Origin of the sequence: Cryobacterium flavum (assembly GCF_900103805.1) — a bacterium.
GTDB lineage: Bacteria > Actinomycetota > Actinomycetes > Actinomycetales > Microbacteriaceae > Cryobacterium > Cryobacterium flavum.
The window spans coordinates 70,229-91,287 of record NZ_FNIB01000002.1 but is presented as its reverse complement, the minus strand read 5'-3'; the positions used below and the strand labels follow the sequence as shown (position 1 = coordinate 91,287).

Annotated in this window: 17 protein-coding genes; 13 read left to right on the top strand and 4 right to left on the bottom strand. The window is 67.0% G+C overall.

Going from position 1 to position 21,059, the window contains the following annotated elements; translation table 11 throughout:
• The first annotated feature begins 50 nt into the window (after nt 1–50).
• Both BLS91_RS02705 and BLS91_RS02700 read left to right on the top strand, forming a co-directional pair.
• Nucleotides 51–1,037 (top strand): aldo/keto reductase, encoded by a 987-nt coding sequence (locus BLS91_RS02705; protein WP_092338993.1) that lies wholly within the window; start codon nt 51–53, stop codon nt 1,035–1,037.
• The gene (locus BLS91_RS02700) at nt 1,037–2,302 is read left to right on the top strand and encodes an MFS transporter (RefSeq protein ID WP_092338991.1); all 1,266 of its coding nucleotides are present in this window, start codon (nt 1,037–1,039) and stop codon (nt 2,300–2,302) included. The genes BLS91_RS02705 and BLS91_RS02700 overlap by 1 nt, the downstream gene beginning before the upstream one ends.
• 3 nt (nt 2,303–2,305) lie before the next feature.
• Here the strand turns inward: BLS91_RS02700 and BLS91_RS02695 are convergent, their stop codons facing one another.
• Nucleotides 2,306–3,121 (bottom strand): aldo/keto reductase, encoded by an 816-nt coding sequence (locus BLS91_RS02695; RefSeq protein ID WP_092338989.1) that lies wholly within the window; start codon nt 3,119–3,121, stop codon nt 2,306–2,308.
• A gap of 9 nt (nt 3,122–3,130) precedes the next feature.
• Nucleotides 3,131–4,339, bottom strand: coding sequence for an MFS transporter (locus BLS91_RS02690; RefSeq protein ID WP_092338988.1), 1,209 nt, complete (start codon nt 4,337–4,339; stop codon nt 3,131–3,133).
• A 108-nt stretch (nt 4,340–4,447) separates the two neighbouring features.
• Here BLS91_RS02690 and BLS91_RS02685 point away from each other — a divergent pair, with 108 nt between their 5' ends.
• From BLS91_RS02685 to BLS91_RS02665, 5 genes are read left to right on the top strand one after another with little or no spacing between them, the layout of a single operon-like run.
• Nucleotides 4,448–5,425, top strand: a complete 978-nt coding sequence (locus BLS91_RS02685; protein WP_241983027.1) for a siderophore-interacting protein — start codon at nt 4,448–4,450, stop codon at nt 5,423–5,425.
• Nucleotides 5,426–5,445: 20 nt separating this feature from the next.
• The gene (locus tag BLS91_RS02680; RefSeq protein WP_233206187.1) at nt 5,446–6,471 is read left to right on the top strand and encodes a FecCD family ABC transporter permease; all 1,026 of its coding nucleotides are present in this window, start codon (nt 5,446–5,448) and stop codon (nt 6,469–6,471) included.
• Complete coding sequence (locus tag BLS91_RS02675) at nt 6,471–7,520, top strand: FecCD family ABC transporter permease (protein ID WP_092338982.1); 1,050 nt, start codon at nt 6,471–6,473, stop codon at nt 7,518–7,520. The genes BLS91_RS02680 and BLS91_RS02675 overlap by 1 nt, the downstream gene beginning before the upstream one ends.
• Nucleotides 7,520–8,383, top strand: a complete 864-nt coding sequence (locus BLS91_RS02670; protein ID WP_092338980.1) for an ABC transporter ATP-binding protein — start codon at nt 7,520–7,522, stop codon at nt 8,381–8,383. Before BLS91_RS02675 ends, BLS91_RS02670 begins: the two co-directional genes overlap by 1 nt.
• A gap of 50 nt (nt 8,384–8,433) precedes the next feature.
• A complete protein-coding gene (locus BLS91_RS02665; protein WP_092338978.1) occupies nt 8,434–9,435 on the top strand; it encodes an iron-siderophore ABC transporter substrate-binding protein in 1,002 nt (333 codons plus the stop codon).
• 64 nt (nt 9,436–9,499) lie between these two features.
• Here the strand turns inward: BLS91_RS02665 and BLS91_RS02660 are convergent, their stop codons facing one another.
• Entirely contained in the window at nt 9,500–10,024 is a 525-nt protein-coding gene (locus tag BLS91_RS02660) for a GNAT family N-acetyltransferase (RefSeq protein WP_241983028.1), read from the bottom strand.
• Nucleotides 10,025–10,190: 166 nt separating this feature from the next.
• On the opposite strand from BLS91_RS02660, the gene BLS91_RS02655 reads away from it, so the two are divergent.
• From BLS91_RS02655 to BLS91_RS02645, 3 genes are read left to right on the top strand one after another with little or no spacing between them, the layout of a single operon-like run.
• Nucleotides 10,191–11,081, top strand: a complete 891-nt coding sequence (locus tag BLS91_RS02655) for an ABC transporter substrate-binding protein (protein ID WP_092338974.1) — start codon at nt 10,191–10,193, stop codon at nt 11,079–11,081.
• Between the two features lie 20 nt (nt 11,082–11,101).
• Complete coding sequence (locus tag BLS91_RS02650) at nt 11,102–12,085, top strand: amino acid ABC transporter permease (protein WP_092338972.1); 984 nt, start codon at nt 11,102–11,104, stop codon at nt 12,083–12,085.
• Complete coding sequence (locus BLS91_RS02645; RefSeq protein ID WP_092338970.1) at nt 12,085–12,852, top strand: amino acid ABC transporter ATP-binding protein; 768 nt, start codon at nt 12,085–12,087, stop codon at nt 12,850–12,852. Before BLS91_RS02650 ends, BLS91_RS02645 begins: the two co-directional genes overlap by 1 nt.
• A gap of 95 nt (nt 12,853–12,947) precedes the next feature.
• Here BLS91_RS02645 and hrpA read toward each other — a convergent pair whose 3' ends face one another.
• Entirely contained in the window at nt 12,948–17,012 is a 4,065-nt protein-coding gene (gene hrpA, locus BLS91_RS02640) for an ATP-dependent RNA helicase HrpA (RefSeq protein ID WP_092338968.1), read from the bottom strand.
• 103 nt (nt 17,013–17,115) lie between these two features.
• Here hrpA and BLS91_RS02635 point away from each other — a divergent pair, with 103 nt between their 5' ends.
• The 3 genes from BLS91_RS02635 to BLS91_RS02625 all read left to right on the top strand — a co-directional run bounded on the left by BLS91_RS02635 (nt 17,116) and on the right by BLS91_RS02625 (nt 20,784).
• Nucleotides 17,116–17,949, top strand: coding sequence for an aldo/keto reductase (locus tag BLS91_RS02635; RefSeq protein WP_092338966.1), 834 nt, complete (start codon nt 17,116–17,118; stop codon nt 17,947–17,949).
• A 144-nt stretch (nt 17,950–18,093) separates the two neighbouring features.
• Nucleotides 18,094–18,768 carry a nicotinamide riboside transporter PnuC gene (gene pnuC / locus BLS91_RS02630; RefSeq protein ID WP_092338964.1) on the top strand — a complete coding sequence of 225 codons (675 nt, stop codon included), beginning with the start codon at nt 18,094–18,096 and terminating at the stop codon, nt 18,766–18,768.
• 36 nt (nt 18,769–18,804) lie between these two features.
• Nucleotides 18,805–20,784: a thioredoxin domain-containing protein gene (locus tag BLS91_RS02625; RefSeq protein WP_092338962.1), complete on the top strand. Its 1,980-nt coding sequence runs from the start codon at nt 18,805–18,807 to the stop codon at nt 20,782–20,784.
• Nucleotides 20,785–21,059 lie beyond the last annotated feature (275 nt).

Below are 21,059 nucleotides of genomic sequence, written 5' to 3'. Positions count from 1 at the left end.
GACCAGAAATTCTTGCGGCGCTGAAACCGCCCCCTACCTAAGCTGGAGCTATGCACAAACGCACCCTCGGACGAACCGGCCGCACTGTTTCCGTGATCGGCCTCGGAACCTGGCAGCTCGGCGCCGACTGGGGTGCCGTGTCTGACGCTGACGCGACCGCTGTGCTGGCGGCATCCGCTGATGCAGGAATCACCTTTTTTGACACAGCGGATGTCTACGGTGACGGCCGCAGCGAACGCCTGATCGGGCATTTTCTCGCGCACGACGCCCCGGGCGCTGAAATCACCGTAGCGACCAAGATGGGGCGGCGGGCCGAGCAGCTGCCCGAGAATTTCGTGCTTGGCAATTTTCGGGCCTGGACCGACCGCTCGCGCACAAACCTGGGCACGGACACCCTCGACCTCGTACAACTGCACTGCCCGCCGAGCGCGGTCTTCGACTCGGGCGAGGTCTACGACGCGCTCGACACCCTCGTCGACGAGGGCGTCATCAGCAACTACGGCGTGAGCGTGGAGACCTGCGCCCAGGCCCTCGCCGCGATCAGCCACCCCGGCGTCGCCACCGTGCAGATCATCCTGAACGCGTTTCGACTGAAGCCGCTCGATGAGGTGCTGCCCGCCGCGCGGGAGGCCGGGGTCGGCATTATCGCGCGGGTGCCGCTGGCCAGCGGACTGCTGACCGGCAAATACTCCCGCGAGACGGTGTTCGCCGAGAGCGACCACCGCAACTTCAACCGTGACGGCAGCCACTTCGACGTTGGCGAGACCTTCTCCGGCGTCGACTTCGAGGTAGGCCTGCAGGCCGCGACTGAATTTGCCGCTCTGGCCCCGGCCGGCCTCACTCCCGCGCAGGCTGCGCTGGCCTGGGTTGCTCAGATCGACGGCGTGAGCGCCGTCATTCCCGGCGCTCGCTCGGTCGCGCAGGCGCAGGGCAATGCCACGGCGGGCGTTGCCGAACCACTTGACCTCGCCTTTAACGAGGGCGTGCAGGATGTCTACGATCGGCTCCTGCGGGAGCAGATTCACCCCCGCTGGTGATGCGGCGTCGCCTGTCGGGCGGCCTCGGGCCGGCCTTCAACAACCTGTTCACGGCGAGCCTCGCGAGCAATCTCGGTGACGGTATCGCGCGCACCGCGCTGCCCCTGCTCGCGGCGCGGCTCACCGACGACCCCCTGCTGATCGCCGGTATCGCGGCCATGGCGATGCTGCCGTGGCTGCTCTGCGCCATCCCGGCCGGCATCCTGGTCGACCGCATCGACCGTCGCATCGCCCTCGCACTCGCCAACACCGTGCGCATGATCCTCGCCGTCGCCCTGTGTGTGCTCACCGCAACGGATGCCCTCACCATCGTCTGGCTGTACGCCCTTATTTTCATCTATGGTGCGTTCGAGACCGTGTACGACGGGGCGACCCGCGCGGTCGTTCCGAGCATCATCGGCCGCGCCGACCTGCCCCGCGCCAATTCCCGCATCGAGGCCGGCGAGCTCGTGGTGCAGAATTTTCTGGCCGGGCCGCTCACCAGCCTGCTGTTCGCCGTTTCGGTGCTGATTCCGCTCGGTGCGAACGCGGTGGCTTTTCTGGTCGCCGCAGCGCTCGCGCTGTTCCTGCCGAAGATCGCGTCGGGACGGCAGCACGCTCTGATCGGCGACCAGACCGAAGCCGCCTGGTATCGCCAGTTCGTCGACGGCTACCGTTTCATCGTGAAGAGCCGCATGCTGGTCACGCTCTGGCTGCTGAGCACTACCATCGGACTCGCGTTCTCCTTCGCCACGGCCAGCTTCGTGCTGTTCGTGCTCGGACCGCTCGCGGTACCGGAGGCTTGGTTCGGAGTCTTCATGCTGAGCGGCGCGATCGGCGGCATCGTTGGATCGGTTTTTACGGCACCGCTCAAGAACGGCTTGAATGCCGGGCCGACCATGGCGATCATGCTGGTCTTGAGCGGCCTGGCGTTCCTGATTGTTGGCCTCTGGCCCAACTTGTGGGTGACCGTGATCTTTTTCGCGGTGAGCAGCGGCGCGGTGACAGTCTGGAACATTCTGGTGATGTCCCTGCGGCAGAGCATCATTCCGGGACATCTGCTCGGGCGAGTGCACGGCACGTGGCGCACCCTGCTCTGGGGAGCGACACCGATCGGGAGCGTGCTCGGCGGTCTGGTCGGGCGCATCGATCTTGCCCTGCCCTTCATCATTGGCGGCGTAGTCGCGACGGTGCTCGGCATCGTGTTTTACCGGTTCATCAGCATCCTGCCGAACGCCGAAGACGTGCCAGACCCGCTCGGGCCGGACGCCCTCGTTCCCCTATAGGGCTCAGTCGAGGTCGTCGGGGTCCTTGCCGGTGCGCTCGCCGCTTTCCAGACCGGCAATCGCCGCGAGGTCGTCGGCGTCGAGGGAAATGTCGAACACGTCGATGTTGGCGCGGATGCGCGCCGGCGTGACCGACTTGGGAATGACCACGTTGCCGAGCGCGAGGTGCCAGGCGATCACGATCTGCGCGGCCGACTTGCCGTGCCTGGCGCCGATCGCATCGAGGGCCCGGTTGCCGATCGCACGCCCGCGAGCCAGCGGCGACCACGCTTCGGTCAGGATGCCGTGGGCCGCATCATACGCGCGCACCTCGGCTTGCGGCAGCCACGGGTGCAACTCCACCTGGTTGAGCACCGGAACGACCTCGGTCTCATTCAGCAGCCGGTCGAGGTGGTGCGGATGAAAGTTGGAGACGCCGATCGAGCGGGCGCGGCCCGTGGCCCGGATCGCCTCGAGCGCCCGATAGGTCTCGACGTAGCGATTCTGGGTCGGGGCCGGCCAGTGGATCAGGTAGAGGTCGACGTAGTCGAGGTCGAGTTTGGCCAGGCTCTCGTCGAACGCTTTCAGCGTTTCGTCGTAGCAGTGGCGGTCGTTCCACACCTTGGTGGTCACGAACACGTCCTCGCGGGGCACGTTCGAGCGCGCGAGACCCTGCCCGACGCCGACCTCGTTCTCGTAGAGGGCTGCGGTGTCGACGTGACGGTACCCGGCGGCGAGGGCGACCTCGACGGTGTCGGCGGCGAGGGCATCCGCTACTTTATAGACCCCGAGACCGAGCTGGGGGATCACGTGGCCGTCATTGAGCGTGAGGGAGGTCATCCCATAATGCTACGAGACCTGAATCTGAATGGGCTCGGTGTCGGGGATGGGGCTGATGTCGCGGCCGCGCAGGTCGGGGTGCCAGCGGCGGCCGAGCGCGGGAATGATGCAGCCCAGGGCGGCGAAGCCGGCGGCGACGTAGATGGCCGAGACCGGTCCGGAGTGGTCGATCGAGAACCCGGCAATGGCGGAGCCCATGGCGGCGCCGATCAGCTGGCCGGTGCCGACCCAGCCGTAGGCTTCGGCGGTGTCGCTGAACTTGACGCTGGCCGAGACGATGCCGAACAGAACGGCGAAGGCGGGGGCGATGCCGACCCCGGCCAGAAGCAGGGCAAAGGACAGCCACCAGAAGGTGAGCCACAGGCTGGCCAGGGCGAGGCCGATCGTGACGATGAGCATGCGGGCAGCGAGCGCCCAGGGGCCGATCGGGGCGTGGCCGAGGGCGAGCCCACCGATGAGCGAGCCGATGGCGAAGATGCCGAGCACCCAGCCGGCATCGGCGCTGCCGTGGCCGAACACCGCGACCACCCCGGCTTCCACGGCGGCGCAGGCCGCGACCAACGTGAACCCGACGATCGTGCTGAGCAGTACCTCGGGCTTTTTGAGCACGACGCCGAGCTTGCGCCGGCTGCGGGGGATGCGCACCCGGCCGACCTCGGGCAGCGAGACGAACCAGATTCCGCCGGCCACCAGAAAGAACGCGGCGAGCAGGATGCCCGCGGTCGTCGATACCTGCAAAGCCACGAAGGTTGCGATCACCGGCCCGAGCACCCAGATGATCTCCTGCGCCGAGGCGTCGAGCGAGAACAGCGGGGTGAGCTGGCGGGAGTTGACGATTTTGGGGTAGATGGTGCGCACGGCCGGCTGGATCGGCGGGGTCGACAGTCCGGCGACGAATCCGATGAGCATCAGGCTCAGTACCGACAGCGGAACCAGTGACATGACCACGATCGACACGGCGCAGATGAACATTGTCGCGATGATGACCGGGCGCATGCCGAGCCGGCCCATCAGCCGGCTGGTCAGGGGACCGGCGATGGCCTGGCCGATACTCATCGCGCCCAGAACGAGCCCCGCCGCACCGTACGAATCGAAGATGCGCTCGATGTGAATGAGAAAGGCGAGGGAGAGCATTCCAAAGGGAAACCTCGCCGTCAACTGCGCGCCGATCAGGCGGGATACGCCCGGCGTGCGCAGAAGGGTCCAGTAACTTTTCACAATGATTTCAGTCTAGGGTCGGTTGAATCGAAAACTGGGGAGTCAGCGCGCCAGGACAGTTTCAGACCGTACAGCCTGATCTGAGGCAAGGCATGCCATACTAAGGTAATGCTTACCTTACCGAGCGTGACCGGCCCCGGCGCTATGACGGTCGCTGACCGCCCGGCCTACCGGCCCTATCGCGCGACGGTCGTCGGCATCCGCTTATTGAGTGAACATTTCACCCGGGTGACCTTCTTCGGTGAACAGTTCGACACCTTCGGCACGGCCGGGCTGGACCAGCGCGTCAAGATCGTGTTTCCGCTGCCCGGCCGGGGACTCTCCGATATCGGCGCCGACTACGAGGAAACCATTGCCACGGGCCGCTGGTATGACCGCTGGCGTGCACTGCCCTACGCCGATCGCAACCCTTTTCGCACCTACACGATTCGCGCCGTGCGCCCCGAACAGCGGGAACTCGACGTGGATTTCGTCACCCACGCCGCTCACGGCGCACTCGGCCCGGCTGCGCCCTGGCTGCAGGCCGTTTCCATCGGCAGTGACGTCGTCATCGTCGGCCCCGACGAGCGCAGCCCGGGTCGTTCCATCGGCCTCGACTGGCACCCCGGCCAGGCGACCGACCTGCTGCTGGCCGGCGACGAGACCGCCGCCCCCGCCATCTGCAGCATCCTCGAAAGCCTGCCGGCCGGCCGCCGCGCCCACGCCTTCATCGAGATACCCACTGGGGCGGATGCCCTGCCTCTCGTTCTGCCCGCAGGGTGCGAGATCACCTGGCTGGCTCGCGATCGGGCGCCGCACGGAGAGCGCCTCGACGCCGCAGTGCGTGGCTGGGTTGCGAGCAATCGCGCCCTGGTCGAGGCCGCGGTCGCGGCGGCCCCGCAGCCGCTCGCCGAGGTCGACGTGGACTGTGACGTGCTCTGGGAATCGCCCGCCGAAGAGAACGGGGCCGGGTTCTACGCCTGGCTCGCCGGAGAATCCTGCACGATCAAACTCCTGCGACGGTTTCTGGTGAGTCAGACCGGCATCGACCGCTCAAGGGTGGCTTTCATGGGCTACTGGCGGCTCGGCCGGTCCGAAGCTCAATGACCCTGGCTCCGGATCGACCCGTGGCTGTGCCGGTGTCACCGTGCGCCCGCCCGCGCCGGGTCGTCATCGGCTTCGCGCTCGCCGTCGGGTTGCTCGGGCTCAGCGTGGCCGCATCGCTCCTGGTCGGCACCCGCGAGATCGCCCCCGGCACCGTGTGGAACGCCCTGTTCAGCCCGGACCGCACCCTGACCGACCACACCGTCATTCTCGACCTGCGGGTGCCGCGCACCGCCGTTGGCCTGCTCGCCGGCCTCGCCCTCGGCCTGGCCGGCGCTCTCATGCAGGGCGTCACGCGCAACCCGATCGCCGACCCCGGCCTGCTCGGCGTCAACGCCGGCGCCTCGCTGTTCGTCGTCGCCGGGATCGCCTGGTTCGGGGTGACGTCCTCGCTTGGCTATGTCTGGTTCGCCTTCGCGGGCGCCGCCGTCGCGGCCACCATCGTGTACCTCATCGGTTCTCTCGGCCGTGAGGGTGCGACGCCGGTCAAGCTCGCCCTCGCCGGAACCGCGCTGACCGCCGCGTTCACCTCGCTCATCACTATCGTGCTGCTCGCCGACACCGAAGCCTTCGATCGCTACCGGTTCTGGGCGGCCGGGTCGCTCGTGGCACGCGGCCTCGACGCCGCCCTGCCGCTGGCCCCGTTCATCCTGGTTGGTCTGGTGCTGGCGATCGTGGCCGCCCGCATGCTCAACGCCCTCGCGCTGGGCGACGACCTCGCCCGCGGCCTCGGCCAAAACCTGATTACCGCCCGCATCGTCTGCGCCGTCGCCATCGTGCTGCTCTGTGGCTCGGCGACGGCGATGGCCGGCCCGATCGTGTTCGTCGGCCTCGCCGTGCCGCACGTGGCCCGGTGGATCACCGGCCCCGATTACCGCCTGATCATCGCGTTCTCGGCGCTGTTCGGCCCGACCCTGCTCGTGCTCGCCGACGTGCTCGGTCGCCTCATCGCCCAGCCCGGCGAAATCGAGGCCGGTCTCGTCGTCGCGTTTCTCGGCGCGCCGGTGCTGATCGCCCTGGTGCGTCGCGTGAAACTGGCAGGCCTGTGATGACAACTTTGCAGAGAGCGGATGCTACCCCCCTGGCGCACGCGCGCGCCCAGCGCGGCCTGCGCAACCGGAGCGTCGTGCTCGTACTCCTGGCTGCCCTCGTCGTCGTCGCGGCGTTCAGCCTCGCCGTCGGCGCGTACTCGCTCAGCGTTCCGGACCTGCTTCGCACCCTCACCGGCCAGGGCAGCCAGGGCGAAAACTTCATCGTGCTCTCGCTGCGCCTGCCCCGACTGACCCTCGCCGTGCTCGTCGGCGTGGCGTTCGCGCTGTCCGGCGCCCTGTTCCAGACCGTGCTGCGCAACCCGCTCGCCAGCCCGGACATCATCGGAGTCACCGGGGGAGCGAGCGCCGCCGCCGTCTTCAGCATGCTCATTCTCGGCTTCGGAAGTGTCGCCACCTCCCTCGCCGCCTTCGCCGGAGCCATCATTGTCGCCTGCGCCATCTACCTGCTGGCCTGGCGCGGCGGTGTGGTCGGCTATCGCTTCGTGCTGATCGGCGTGGGCGTCGCCTTCATGGTGCAGGGCGTGCTCGGCTACCTGCTGTCCCGCGCCGACCTGAACGACGCGCAGGGCGCGCTGCTCTGGCTGGTCGGCAGCGTGAGCGGCGCCCGCTGGCAGGACATCGCCGTCGTGGCCCTCGTTTTGTTCGTGCTGCTGCCGGTTATTCGCTTGGCTGACGGGCGACTGCAAGCCCTGCAACTCGGCGATGACCTCGCAGCAAGCCTCGGTGTCGGGGCCGAACGCACTCGACTCCTGCTGCTCGTAGTCGCGGTTGCCCTCGCCGCGACGGCGACCGCGGCGGTCGGTCCGCTCGCCTTCGTGGCTTTTGTGGCGGCACCGATCGCCCGGCGCGTGCTCGGCACCGGCGGCCTCGCACTCGTGCCCGCGGCACTCGTTGGCGCCCTCATCACTGCCGTGGCCGATTTCACGGCACAGCATCTGCTGCCCGGGCAGCTCGAACTCCCCGCCGGAATCATCACGGGCGCGATCGGCGCCCCCTATCTGCTCTGGCTGCTCGCCACCAGCAACAAAACCGGAAAGGGCGCCTGATGACCCACCAACTGCGCGCCGAAGGCATCACCCTCGGCTACGACCACACGCCCATCATCGACGGCCTCGACTTCGAGGTCATCCCCGGTGCGATCACGGTCATCGTCGGCGCCAACGCTTCCGGCAAATCCACCCTGCTTAAGGGGCTCTCCCGACTGATCAAACCGGATGCCGGCCAGGTCACTCTGGGTGGCCGCAACATCGCAGCGCTGCCAGGGAAGAAGGTCGCGACCGTCGTCGGACTGCTGCCGCAGCAGCCCATCGCTCCCGACGGCATCACCGTGGCCGACCTCGTCGGGCGAGGCCGCTACCCGCACCAGGGCTGGTTTCGGCAGTGGTCGAGTACCGACGACGAGATCGTCGCCGCGGCGATGGCCGCCACGAACACCGAGCAGCTTGCAGCCCGCCACCTCGAAGACCTTTCCGGCGGGCAGCGGCAGCGGGTCTGGATTGCCATGGCCCTCGCCCAGGACCCCGAGATTCTGCTGCTCGACGAACCCACGACATTTCTCGACGTGACCCACCAAATCGAAGTGCTCGACCTGCTGCTCGAGCGCAACCGCCAACACGGAACGACCGTCGTGATGGTGCTGCACGACCTCAACCTCGCCGCCCGCTACGCCGACCACCTCGTCGTCATGCGCGCCGGCAAAATCATCGCGACTGGCGCGCCCGCCGACACGCTCACCGCCGAGATCGTGCGCTCTGCCTTCGACCTCGAGGCACGGATCGTGCCAGATCCGGTCTGTGGTGCGCCCATGGTCGTTCCGATCGGCCGGTTCCACGGGCGAGCGGCCGACCCTGATCCGGCGCCCGCCGATCCTGCGCCCGCGACTCGTTCCCGGCTACACCAGCAGGTCTAAAGTTAGGGTAGGCTACCCTAAGTATTGTTGCCAACGAACTGGAGAAATTCGTGTCCCGATGCCTGACCATCACGCTCGCGGCCGCAGCGAGTATCCTCGCCCTGGGGCTCGGCGGATGCACCGCCGCCGCGACGGCCCCCGCCGCCGACACCGCTGCATCCGGCAGCTTTCCCGTCACCATCGAGCACGCCTTCGGCGAAACCACGATCGATGAGCAGCCGACCCGCGTCGTAGCCTGGGGCTGGGGCAGTGCCGATGACGCGATTGCGCTCGGCGTGATACCGGTGGCGATTCCGTTCCAGAGCTACGGCGGCGACAAGAATGGCGTACTGCCGTGGATCTCCGATGCGCTCAAGGGCCAGGAAATGCCGGTCGTACTGCCCGACACCGAGGAGCCGCCCTACGAGGACATCGCCGCGGCCGCACCCGACGTTATTCTCGCCGCGTATTCCGGTATCACCGAAGAGGAATATAACCTGCTCAGCAAGATCGCGCCGGTCGTCGCCTACCCGGGTGACGCCTGGGCCACCCCGTGGCGCGATCTGATCGAGATCACGGGCACCGCACTCGGCAAGAGCACCGAGGCGACCGCTCTGCTTGCGTCCATCGACACTGAAATCGCTGACCAAGCCGCCGCGCACCCCGAATTCGCCGAAAAGACCATCGCCCTCACGAGCGACAGCGACGGAACCTTCTACGTCTATAAGAAGGAAGACCCGCGCGTCGCCTTCACGCTCGACCTCGGCTTCGTCAGCGCCCCCGCCGTCGATGAGCTCGCCACCGACGAGGCCAGCTTCTACTACACGCTCAGCTACGAACAGCTCGACCAACTCTCCAGCGACCTGCTGGTCAACTTCGGATCCACTCAAGAACAGTCGGATGCGTTCCTGGACGCCAGCTACTCCCAGGCGATGCCGCAGGTGCAGGCCGGCACGGTTGCAAGCCCGGTCGGCGCCGCGTTCATCAGCTCGGTCTCGCCGCCCACCGGACTCTCGCTGAGCTGGGGCCTCGACGACTACGTCACCCTGCTCGCCGCCGCCGTCAACCAGTAGCACGCTTCAAAAAACGGATGCCGCTGGCCCAGCTGGGCGCGCGGCATCCGTTGTGTGCGTGCCGTCAGAGCGGCGTCTGGCCCGACTCGTCGACGACCGAAGGCTGCTTGCGAAACTCCAAATACCCGATCGACTCCCAGTCCTCGTCCAGGTCGAACTGCGGTTCGTAGCCGAGCGCGAGGTAGAGCGCCACTGCCTCCGGCTGGCGGGCTCCCGTGGTCAGCACGATCGAGCGAATGCCGCGCCGTGCAGCTTCCGCTTCGAGCTCGGCCACCACCTGACGGGCCAGCCCGCGGCGACGATGCGCCGAGTGCGTCCACACCCGTTTGACCTCGACGATGGTGTCGTCGTCGGCCCGCATGAAAGCTCCGCCGGCCACCGCCTGCCCGTTTTCGACCAGGAGCAGAAAAGTACCACCGTCGACCGGCTGAAACCGCCGGGTCGGGTAGCGGCTGAGCTCGACCGACGACGGAATGCCGTCGTTCAGGCCGTAGCGTTCGTCGTACTCCCGCGACAGTTCAGCCACGAGAGGAGCGGCGAGCGGATCGTCGGGGGAGGTGTACAGAATGTTCGGGGTGGTGGTGGGCACCTCTTGACGATAGATCCGCAGCATCCGCTCGTCAAAAAAACGGCGGATGGGGGGTGCCGTCTCGATTCTCGCGCGCGCCGGTGTGCATTAGGCTCGATAAGTCTTACCCGCGTGTGGGATTCACTGGCGAATCCCGCACTTTCGACCAAATCAAGAAGGAAGTGCCATGCGCGCACGCTATTTCGTTCCGGCTTTTGCCGCCGCCGCCGTTTTGCTGCTCACCGGCTGTGTCGACAACTCGACTCCGGCCGCCACGACGCCCGGCGCCGCTGCCACCATTGAAGCGGATGCCGCAGCCGTCGCGCTGCTCCCCGCCACTATCAAGAGCGCCGGCGTGCTCATTATCGGAACCGATGCGGCCTACCCGCCGAACGAGTTCAAGAACGATGCCGGCGCACCGATCGGCTGGGGCATCGAACTCTCCGACGGCATCGCCGCCAAGCTCGGCCTGACGACCAAGTACCAGATTGCATCGTTCGACAACATCATTCCGAGCATCACCGGCGGCACCGTCGACATGGGCGAATCCTCGTTCACCGACAACCTCGAGCGCGAGAAGCAGGTTGACTTCGTCAACTACTACAACGCCGGCATTCTCTGGGCCTCGCCCGCCGGAACGACCGTCGACCCCGACAACGCCTGCGGCCTGACCGTCGCCGTGCAGTCGGGCACGGTGGAATACACCGACGAGCTGCCCGCCAAGAATGACGCCTGCCTCGCCGCTGGCAAGGACAAGATCGAGATTTTGCCCTACGGTTCGCAGGACGAAGCGACCAACGCTGTCATTCTCGGCAAGGCCGCCGCCCTCAGCGCCGACTCGCCCGTCACCCTCTACGCCATCTCCAAGTCGGGCGGCAAGCTGCAGCCGGCCGGCGAGAGCTTCGACACGGCGCCCTACGGCATCACCGTCAACAAGGGTTCCGAGCTGACCAAGGCCGTGCAGGCCGCCCTGCAGTCCATGGTCGATGACGGTTCCTACGGCAAGATCCTCGACAAGTGGGGTGTCACCGACGGTGGCATCGACACCATCACCATCAACGCCGCCTCCAACGGCTAGAGCAGTAAGCGACTCACATCATGACTGACACGGCCGCGCCGGGCGGCAAGACGGAGCCCGGAATCAAGGCGATTCGCCTGCGCCACCCGTGGCGCAACACCTTCGCGGTGGTGTTATTGCTCATTGTCGCGCTGTTCGTCGCCGATGCGGCGATGCGGCCGGCCTACGACTGGCCGGCCGTCGGTAAGTATCTGTTCGACCAGCGCATCTCGCAGGCGGCGTTCGTGACCCTGCAGCTCACGGTGTACTCGATGATCATCGCGATCATCCTCGGGGTGACCCTCGCGATCATGCGGCTGTCACCCAACCCAGTGGTCAACAGCATCGCGTGGGTCTACCTCTGGGTGTTCCGCGGCACCCCGGTGTACGTGCAGCTGGTGTTCTGGGGCCTGATCGGCACGATCTACCAGTCCATTGACATCGGACTCCCATTCACCGACCCGTGGGTGTCCTTCCCCACCCGGGTGGCGCTCTCCGCGTTCATCCTGGCGATCATCGGGCTCGCGCTCAACGAAGCCGCCTACATGGCGGAGATCGTGCGGGCCGGCCTGCTCTCGGTCGACAGCGGGCAGGAAGAAGCCGCCACCGCGCTCGGCATGAGCTGGTTCCAGACCATGGTGCGCGTCATCGTTCCGCAGTCGATGCGGGTGATCATCCCGCCGGCCGGCAACGAGGTCATCTCGATGCTCAAGACCACCTCGCTCGTGACGGCTATCCCGTTCACGCTCGAGCTCTACACCCGCTCCCGCGATATCGCCGCGGTCACCTTCGAAACGGTGCCGATGCTCATCGTCGCGTCGATCTGGTACCTGTTCTTCACCTCCATCCTCATGGTCGGCCAGTACTTCCTCGAGAAGCGGTTCGCCCGCGGCATCGGCGACCGCCGCCCCGACAAGAAAGCGGATGACGCCACCGCGTCGATCACGGGCGTCACCCGGGTCGTCGGCAGCGGCCAGCCCACCGTGGTGCTTCCCCCCACCGACCCGCACAAGGGAGACCGCTGATGCCCGATACCCCCATGGTCGTCGCCGACCGTGTCTCCAAGAGCTTCGGTTCCAATGAGGTGCTCAAGAGCATCTCGCTCGAGGTCAAGCGCGGCGAGGTCATGTGCCTGGTCGGGCCCAGCGGCTCGGGCAAGTCCACCTTCCTGCGCTGCATCAATCACCTCGAGGTCGTCTCGGCCGGACGCCTCAGTGTCGACGGCGAGCTCATCGGCTACCGCGAAGCCAACCACAAGCTCTACGAGATGCGCCCGAAGGAGGCCGCCCGGCAGCGTCGCGATATCGGCATGGTGTTCCAGCGGTTCAACCTGTTTCCGCACATGACCGCGCTGCAGAACGTCATGGAAGCGCCGATCCGGGTCAAAGGCCTGTCCAAGGCCGGGGTCGAGGCCAACGCTCGCGCCCTGCTGGCCCGGGTGGGACTGGCCGAACGCGCCGACTACTACCCGGCGCACCTCTCCGGCGGTCAGCAGCAGCGGGTCGCTATTGCTCGTGCCCTTGCCATGGAACCCAAGCTCATGCTGTTCGATGAGCCCACCAGTGCGCTCGACCCCGAGCTCGTCGGCGAGGTGCTCGACGTGATGCAGGGCCTCGCTCGCGATGGCATGACCATGATCGTGGTCACCCACGAGATGGGATTCGCCCGCGAGGTCGCCGACTCCCTGGTCTTCATGGACGGCGGCGTCGTCGTCGAGAGCGGCGTGCCCACCGAGGTGCTCGCCAACCCCCAGCACCACCGCACCCAGGCCTTCCTCTCCAAGGTGCTCTAGCCCCGCACCACCACCCGGGGACGGGGCCCGGGCCCCGTCCCCGGGCCCAGTTTATAGACTGGGCCCGGGTTCATAAGGTGGGCCTGGGGCGTGAACTATCCGGCGAGCGCCTTCTGGATACGCTGCAGCGAGACGGGCTCTGCCGCTCTGAGCTCCTGCGCAAACAAGCTGATGCGCAGCTCCTCGATCATCCAGCGGGCGCGCAGAACGGATGCCGCGGCATCCGCTTTCAGGGGAATGGTTCCGCCGGCGTTCTCGAACCGGGTGGTTGCGGCCTGGGTCTCGTTCATCCAGACCCGGTCGCGGCTCGGATTGTCGACCAGTTTCGGCACCCGGGCGCTGATTCCGCCGAGGTAGCGCGGCAGGTGGCGCAGCCGGGCGAGGCCGGTATCGCTGACGAACCCGGGGTAGACCAGCGCTGTCAGCTGCTGGCGGGCATCGCTGATTCCGGGCAGCAGCGCCATGCTGGTCGCGGCCTTGAGCGCCTTATCGGCCAGGCGCTGGGCGGTCAGAATGCGGGCGACCAGGCCGACAGTTTCAAACATGGAATCCATCACGACCCCCGACACCCGGTCGCGAATGGTGTCGAACTCCGCCTTCATGAACACCTGGCCGCCTGGACGCACGCGAAACAATACGTCATCGACCGCGGCCGCGAGACAATCCTCGAACAGGGTCTGCGTGCTCTTGTACGGGCTGGTCGCGAGCGAAAGCTTCTCGGCCGCGGTCAGGTGCTGCTGTACGTACGCGGCCGGCGACGGCGTCGCGAGCAGCAGCAGCCGCCGCACCCCGCGGGGCAGCGCACGGGCCTGCTCCAGCTCGGTGCTCATCATGCGAATAGAAACGGATGCCCCGTCATCGACCAGCGTCGGATACCCGCGAATCGTGTTGTCACCCTGCTTCGTGTCGAGGAAGCGGGGGAGTTCACCGAGGTCCCACGTGGTGATGCCGCCGCGTTCGATGGCATTGCTGGGGGCGGCGGCGCTGGTCGCCTTCGCGACGCTCTCCCGCACCCGGGTGACCAGGCGGCGCTGCAGGTCGGCGAGGTCCTTGTCGGAGGCGACCGTGCGGCCGCGCTCGTCGGTGACGACGAAGGTCATGCGCAGGTGGGAGGGAACGCGGCCGAGCTCGAAGTCGCGTGCGGTGACCGGCACATAGGTGAGCTTCTGAATCAGCGCGGCGAGGGTCTCAGCGAACGAAACCTCGGGCACCGGCGTCGGCAGAGTCTCCACAATTCCGGGTTCGCCGGGCAGCTCGCCGAGCAGTCGCGTGGCCCAGTCGGCGGCCGGAACGACATTGCGCCGGATGCTTTTCGGCAGCGACTTGATCATGGCGGTCACGAGTTCGGCGCGGAGGCCGGGCACCTGCCAGTCGAATCCGTTCGGCGACAGTCGGGCGAGCAGGGCGAGCGGGATGCGCACGGTTACGCCGTCGTCCTCCTCACCGGGCTCGAAGCGGTACCCGAGGGTCAGGCGCTGGTCACCCTGCTGCCAGCTCGGCGGAAACAGCCCCTCGTCGATCTCGGGGGAGTCTTCGGCCACGAGCGCGTCGGCGGTCATCGTGAGCAGGTCGGGGGTGTCGAAGCGGGCACTGCGCCACCAGCCCTCGAAGCTCTTGGTCGACGAGACATCAGCCGGAATGCGCCGTTGGTAGAAGTCGAAGACAGCCTCGTCGTCAAAGAGGATGTCCCGGCGCCGGGTGCGCTCCTCCAGCTCGGCCAGTTCCTCCCGCAGCCGGGCATTGGCCCGTTCGAACGCCCACATGCCGGGGTCGCCGGTCTGGCCGGGCCTTCCGCCGCGGCTCGCGCTGGAGCCTACCGCGGGCGCGCCGCCGGACCCGCGCCCGCCCGAGGCAGCGCCCCCGTCCACGGAGATGCTGACGCGCTCGCTGCGCGAAGGCCCGCGACCGCCGCGGTCGGCTTCTTTCTCGGCGGCGACAGACTGCGGCCCCGACGCGCGGTCCCACTCGCCCTCGACCAGAGCGTGCCGAATGAACAGCTCGCGGGCATAGGCCGGGTCGATGCGGGAGAACTGCACCCGGCGCCGCGCCACGATCGGCACGCCGTACAGCGTCACGCGTTCGTACACGACGGCGGCGCCCTGCTTCATCTCCCAGTGCGGTTCGGAGTAGCTGCGCTTGCACAGGTCGCCGGCGAGCGGCTCGGCCCAGGCCGGGTCGACGACAGCGTTCATGCGGGCGAACAGTCGGCTGGTCTCGACCAGTTCGGCGCTCATGACAGCGTTCGGTTGCTTCTTCGCGAGGGTCGAGCCGGGAAACAGCACGAAGCGCTGCTGCCTCGCCCCGACATAGTCCTTCTTGGCGACGTCCTTCAGCCCGATGTGGGAGAGCAGCCCGGCCAGCAGCGAGCGGTGCACGCCGTCGGGGTTCGCGCTCGGCTCACCGAGGTGCAGGCCGAGCGGTTTGGCCAGCTGGCGCAACTGGCGCAGCACGTCCTGCCATTCGCGCACCCGCAGGTAGTTGAGGTACTCGTTCTTGCACAGCCGCCGAAAGGCGCTCGAGCTCAGTTCGGACTGCTGCTTCTCGAGGTAGTTCCAGAGATTGAGCAGGCTGAGGAAGTCACTCGTGGGGTCAGCGAATCGCGCGTGGAACTGGTCGGCCTGCGCACGCCGCTCGAGCGGGCGCTCCCGCGGGTCCTGAATGGTGAGCCCGGCCACGATCGCCATGACTTCGCGGCTGGTGCTTTGGGTTTTCGACTCGATCACCATGCGGCCAAACCGCGGGTCGATCGGCAGCTGCGCGAGTTGCTGGCCGATTCGGGTGAGGCGCGGGGTGGCCGGGGCTGCGGCATCCGTTGCAACGCGGCCGCGGCCGCTCTTGGTGCGGCCGGCTCCCTCTGCCTCGATCGCGCCGAGTTCGGCGAGCAGGTCGAGGCCGTCCTTGATATTGCGGGAATCCGGCGGGGTCAAAAACGGGAACGAGGCGATATCGCCGAGCCCGAGCGAGATCATCTGCAGAATGACGGCGGCGAGGTTGGTGCGCAGAATCTCCGGCTCGGTGTATTCCGGGCGCCGCAGATAGTCTTCCTCGGAATACAGGCGGATGGCGATGCCGTCGCTGGTGCGCCCGCTCCGGCCGCTGCGCTGGTTGCCCGAGGCCTGCGAGATGGCTTCGATCGGCAGCCGCTGCACCTTCGAGCGCACGCTGTACCGGCTGATGCGCGCAGTTCCGGCGTCGATCACGTAGCGGATGCCCGGCACCGTCAGGCTGGTCTCGGCGACGTTGGTCGCGAGCACGATGCGCCGCTTCACCCCCGCCACGGTCGATGGTTGGAACACGCGATGCTGGTCGGCAGACGACAGCCGGCCGTAAAGCGGCAGCACCTCGGTCGGGTTGCGACTGGCCGAGGAGGCGTATTTACCCTGCAGGGCGTCGGCCGCGTCGCGAATCTCGGTCTCGCCCGAGAGAAAGACCAGTACGTCACCGTTCGACTCGCGTTCGAGCTCGTCGAGGGCGGCGGTGATCCCCTCGATGTAGTCGCGGTCGACCGGGGGAGCGGCATCCGTCGTGTCGTCATCGTCGTCGATGCCGGGCTCGGCCACCAGCGGCCGGTAGCGAATCTCCACCGGAAAGGTGCGCCCGGACACCTCGACCACCGGCGCCGGGGTGCCGTCGGCGGCGGCAAAGTGCTTTGCGAAGCTGGCCGGATCGATGGTGGCCGAGGTGATGATCAACTTCAGATCAGGGCGCTTGGGCAGCAGTTGGCGCAGGTAGCCGAGCAGAAAGTCGATGTTGAGGCTGCGCTCGTGCGCTTCGTCGATGATGATCGTGTCGTACTTCTGCAGCATGCGGTCGCGGTGAATCTCATTCAAGAGGATGCCGTCGGTCATCAACTTGATCCGGGTATCGGCGCCGACCTTGTCGGTGAACCGCACCTGGTAGCCGACGAGCTGCCCGACCTCCTGGCCGAGCTCCTCGGCAATGCGCTCGGCGATCGTGCGGGCGGCGAGCCGGCGGGGCTGCGTGTGGCCGATGTTCTGGCGGCCGAGTTCGAGGCAGATCTTGGGCAGCTGGGTGGTCTTGCCCGACCCGGTCGAGCCGGCGACGATGACGACCTGGTTGTCGCGGATGGCTGCGGCGATGTCATCGCGGCGCTGGCTGACCGGCAGTTCGGGCGGGAAGGTGATGTTGAGCGTTTCCATGAAGCTCCAATAATACTTCGTCGCACTCCGAGGGCGTTTTCGCGGTCAGTGAACACTGGGTATTCGGGGGGTGCACGGCTTTCGGGGCGCATAGGGTGAGGGGATGACGAAATCTGTTCCCACCATCACCCTCAACGACGGCCACACGATTCCGCAGCTCGGTTTCGGCGTGTTCAAGGTCGAACCTGACGAGACCACCCGCATCGTGGCCGACGCGCTGTCGGTCGGTTATCGCCACATCGATACCGCCGCCATCTACGGCAACGAGGCGGGCGTGGGCAAGGCTCTGGCCGCCTCCGGCATCGACCGCTCCGATCTGTTCATCACGACCAAGCTGTGGAACGACCGTCAGGGTACCGAGTCGGCCTTTGACGCGTTCGAGGAGAGCCTCGAGAAGCTTGGCCTCGACTACGTCGACCTCTATTTGATTCACTGGCCGGCTCCGGCGAACGACAAGTTTGTAGAGAGCTGGCGCGCCCTGGAAAAGATCCAGGAATCGGGCCGCGCCCGATCCATCGGTGTCTCGAACTTTCTGGTGCCGCACCTGGACCGCCTGCTGCACGAGACCAGCATTGTGCCCGCGGTCAACCAGATCGAGCTGCACCCAGCGCACCAGCAGCCGGAAGTCACCGCGTTCGCTCGCGAAAACGGCATCAACATTGAGGCCTGGGGCCCGCTGGGCCAGGGCAAGTACCCCCTGTTCGACGAGCAGATCATAACGGATGCTGCCGACGCGCACGGCAAGTCGCCCGCGCAGATCGTCATTCGCTGGCACCTGCAGGTGGGCAACATCCTGTTCCCCAAGTCGAACCGGCTGGAGCGCATGATTGAGAACTTCAACGTGTTCGACTTCGAACTCACCCACACGGAGGTCACCATGATCTCCGCGCTCGAACGCGCCGGCCGCGTCTCGGCGCACCCCAACGAGGTGAACTAGCCCGAAGCATCCGTTTGAGTGGCCCCGCAGACTCTGCGGGGCCACCGCTCTGTCATCGGGCGGCAGAGGGCCGGGCAGCGGCGTAGATTGGACGCGCCGCGCTTTGTCAGGCGCGGCACATGCCGCGCGCGCAGAAAGATCCCCATGAACCCGATTGAATGGCTGTTCGACGCCCAGTTGCAGATCGGCACCCAGACCATTCTCTGGCGCGAGGTCGTCGGCAACGCCTTCGGCATCGCGAGCGCCGTCGGCGGCATGCGCCGCAAGATCTGGGCCTGGCCGGTCGGCATCATCGGCAACGCCCTGCTGTTCACCGTGTTTCTCGGCGCTGTGTTCGGCACTCCCAACCCGGTCAATCTGCTCGGGCAGGCCGGCCGGCAGATCATGTTCATCATCGTGTCGATCTTCGGCTGGGTACAGTGGCAGCGCAGCCGCAACTCGGCGGTGCACGTTGCCGTCGCCCCGCACTGGGCCGGTAACCGCACCCGCATCCTGCTGGGGTTCGGGCTCGTCGCCGGCACCCTGGTGCTCACCCCCATCTTTCGCGCCCTCGGCTCGTTCGAACCGGTCTGGGCGGATGCCTGGATCTTTACCGGATCGCTGCTGGCGACCTACGGAATGGCCAAGGGCTGGACCGAATTCTGGCTGATCTGGGTAGCCGTCGACGTGGTCGGCGTGCCACTGCTGATCAGCGCCGGCTACTACGCCTCGGCCGTGCTGTACCTGTTCTACGGCGCCTTCACCCTCGTGGGTTTCGTGGTCTGGGTGCGGGTTCAACGCCGCCGCAACGCCCTGCTCGGGGCTGCCCTGCTGCCCTGACCTCGCCCGCCCGGGCAACGGGGCGCAGAATAGAGCATGCCCAACAGCCTCGCCGACGCCATCAGCCCCTACCTGCGCAGCCATGCCGACAACCCGGTCGACTGGTTCGGCTGGGGCGAGGAAGCCTTTGCCGAAGCCCGCGAGCGCGATGTGCCCGTGCTGGTGTCGATCGGCTACTCCACCTGCCACTGGTGTCACGTCATGGCGCGGGAGAGTTTCAGCGACCCGGCGATTGCCGAGTACCTCAACACCCACTTCGTCAGCATCAAGGTCGACCGGGAGGAGCACCCCGATGTCGACGCGAGCTATCTCTCTGCCGCGAGTGCCTTCATCGAGGGACTCGGCTGGCCGCTCAACGTGTTCGTCACCCCCGACGGGCAGACGTTTCACGCGGGAACGTACTTTCCGCCGGTGGCCCTGGCGGGGCATCCGTCGTTTCGCGACGTTCTGACCGCGGTGACGACGGCCTGGCACACCCGGCGGGCCGAGGTCAGGGCCGGCGCCGCCAAGGTGGCCGAGTTGCTCGCCGAATCGGCGCGTGAGCTCGCCGAGGGTGCCGCGGCGGCGGGTGGTGCCGCGGTGCCCCTGCATCCCAGCACCGCAGTGCTCGACCGGGCGGTCACCGAGCTGGTCGGTTATGAAGACGCCCGCTTTGGTGGCTTCGGCGGTGCACCAAAGTTTCCGGTGGCCCCTGCCCTCTCCTTTCTGCTCGGGCACGGCGACGCGAACGGCGACGGGCCAATGCTCGCGCTGCGCACACTCAAGCTCATGGGCGCGTCACCGCTTCGCGACCCGATCGAGGGCGGCTTCTTTCGCTACGCGGTCAACCGTGATTGGAGTGATCCACATTACGAACGGATGCTCTACGACAACGCCCAGCTGCTCAGCCTCTACACCCGCGCCTGGATGCTCACCGGCGCACCGTGGGTACGTCACGTCGCCGAGGGAATTGCCCGCTTTCTCTGTGACGTGATGCAGCTTCCGGGAGGCGGGTTTGCCAGCGCCCAAGACTCGGAAAGCACCGTCGACGGCCATCGGGTCGAGGGCGGCTACTACGCACTCGAACCGGGCGACCGTCTGCGGCAGACCCCGCCGGCCCTCGATACGAAAGTACTCACCGGCTGGAACGGACTCGCGATTCAGGCTCTCGCCCGGGCCGGCTTCGCCTTCGACCAGCCCCGTCTCATTGACGCCGCCTGCCGCGCGGCCGACTACCTGCGCGAACACCACGTGCGCGCCGACGGCACCCTCGTTCGTGCCTCCGTTGCCGCACGCACCTCCACAGCGAACGCCACGCTGGAGGACTACGGCATGTACGCACGGGGACTCCTCGAACTCGCGCTCGTCACCGGTAACGTTTGCTACGCCACCCAGGCTCGTCACCTGCTCGACAGCACGCTACCAGCAGCCACTGACGCGCCTGCCTTCCGCTCTCCGAACGGCGCGGATCCAGTGCTCAGCCGGCAGGGCCTGGTTAGCGCCATCGACCCTTCCGAGGGTGCCTACCCCTCCGGACTCTCCGCCACAGCGGATGCCGCACTGCTGTTGCACAGCCTCACCGGCGACGACCGCTATCGTTTGGCCGCGCAGGCCGGCCTCGGCCTCGTCGCAACTCTGGCACCGAGCCGACCACTTGCCTACGGCGCCGCCCTGCGCCTGTTCGACGAACTTAACGCCCCGATCGAGCAGCTCGTGATCGTCTCGCCCGACCGGTTTGGTGCCGCCGCGGCAAACCGCCCGGCCATCACCCTGCACGACCTCGCCCGACGCCACGCGGCGGGAGTGGTCGCATCCGTTTCAGAGTCACAGGCCCAAGCATTTGCGGAGGCCGGCTTCGGCCTGTTCCTGGCGCGGACGGCCAAGGCCGGCCAACCCACCGCGTACCTCTGCCGCGACTTCGTCTGCCAGCTGCCGATCACTGACCCGGCGCAGCTGCCACCGATCGCGAGCACGGCCAGACTCCTGAGCGAAATTGCCGCCGAAGCGCAACAATCGGTGCGGCCTCACAAGCGCTAACATCTGGGTATAACCTCGCCCCACTTCCTCATTTCGCATTTCCTGGGCTCATCTCCCTGGCTGCTAGACGCCGCAGTAAACTACCGACATCGCGACGTACACTAAAGACAAATGTCCCCGCGTTTCACCAAACGCCAGTCGCTCATCGAGAACCTCGTCACTTCTCGAGAAGATCGTCGCTGCGAAACACTCTGAACCATTCACGCCGGCACTTTCGGCCGCACTCCTCGGTTTCAGCCCCCGGCTGGTCGCGCTGGAGTGCTCCACTTTCTCAA

Excerpts from the sequence above, each read along its gene's own strand:
- BLS91_RS02705 (WP_092338993.1), top strand. The coding sequence starts at position 51 with ATGCACAAACGCACCCTCGGACGAACCGGCCGCACTGTTTCCGTGATC.
- BLS91_RS02700 (WP_092338991.1), top strand. The coding sequence starts at position 1,037 with ATGCGGCGTCGCCTGTCGGGCGGCCTCGGGCCGGCCTTCAACAACCTG.
- BLS91_RS02695 (WP_092338989.1), bottom strand. The coding sequence starts at position 3,121 with ATGACCTCCCTCACGCTCAATGACGGCCACGTGATCCCCCAGCTCGGT.
- BLS91_RS02685 (WP_241983027.1), top strand. The coding sequence starts at position 4,448 with ATGCTTACCTTACCGAGCGTGACCGGCCCCGGCGCTATGACGGTCGCT.
- BLS91_RS02675 (WP_092338982.1), top strand. The coding sequence starts at position 6,471 with ATGACAACTTTGCAGAGAGCGGATGCTACCCCCCTGGCGCACGCGCGC.
- BLS91_RS02670 (WP_092338980.1), top strand. The coding sequence starts at position 7,520 with ATGACCCACCAACTGCGCGCCGAAGGCATCACCCTCGGCTACGACCAC.
- BLS91_RS02655 (WP_092338974.1), top strand. The coding sequence starts at position 10,191 with ATGCGCGCACGCTATTTCGTTCCGGCTTTTGCCGCCGCCGCCGTTTTG.
- BLS91_RS02650 (WP_092338972.1), top strand. The coding sequence starts at position 11,102 with ATGACTGACACGGCCGCGCCGGGCGGCAAGACGGAGCCCGGAATCAAG.
- BLS91_RS02645 (WP_092338970.1), top strand. The coding sequence starts at position 12,085 with ATGCCCGATACCCCCATGGTCGTCGCCGACCGTGTCTCCAAGAGCTTC.
- hrpA (WP_092338968.1), bottom strand. The coding sequence starts at position 17,012 with ATGGAAACGCTCAACATCACCTTCCCGCCCGAACTGCCGGTCAGCCAG.
- BLS91_RS02635 (WP_092338966.1), top strand. The coding sequence starts at position 17,116 with ATGACGAAATCTGTTCCCACCATCACCCTCAACGACGGCCACACGATT.
- pnuC (WP_092338964.1), top strand. The coding sequence starts at position 18,094 with ATGAACCCGATTGAATGGCTGTTCGACGCCCAGTTGCAGATCGGCACC.
- BLS91_RS02625 (WP_092338962.1), top strand. The coding sequence starts at position 18,805 with ATGCCCAACAGCCTCGCCGACGCCATCAGCCCCTACCTGCGCAGCCAT.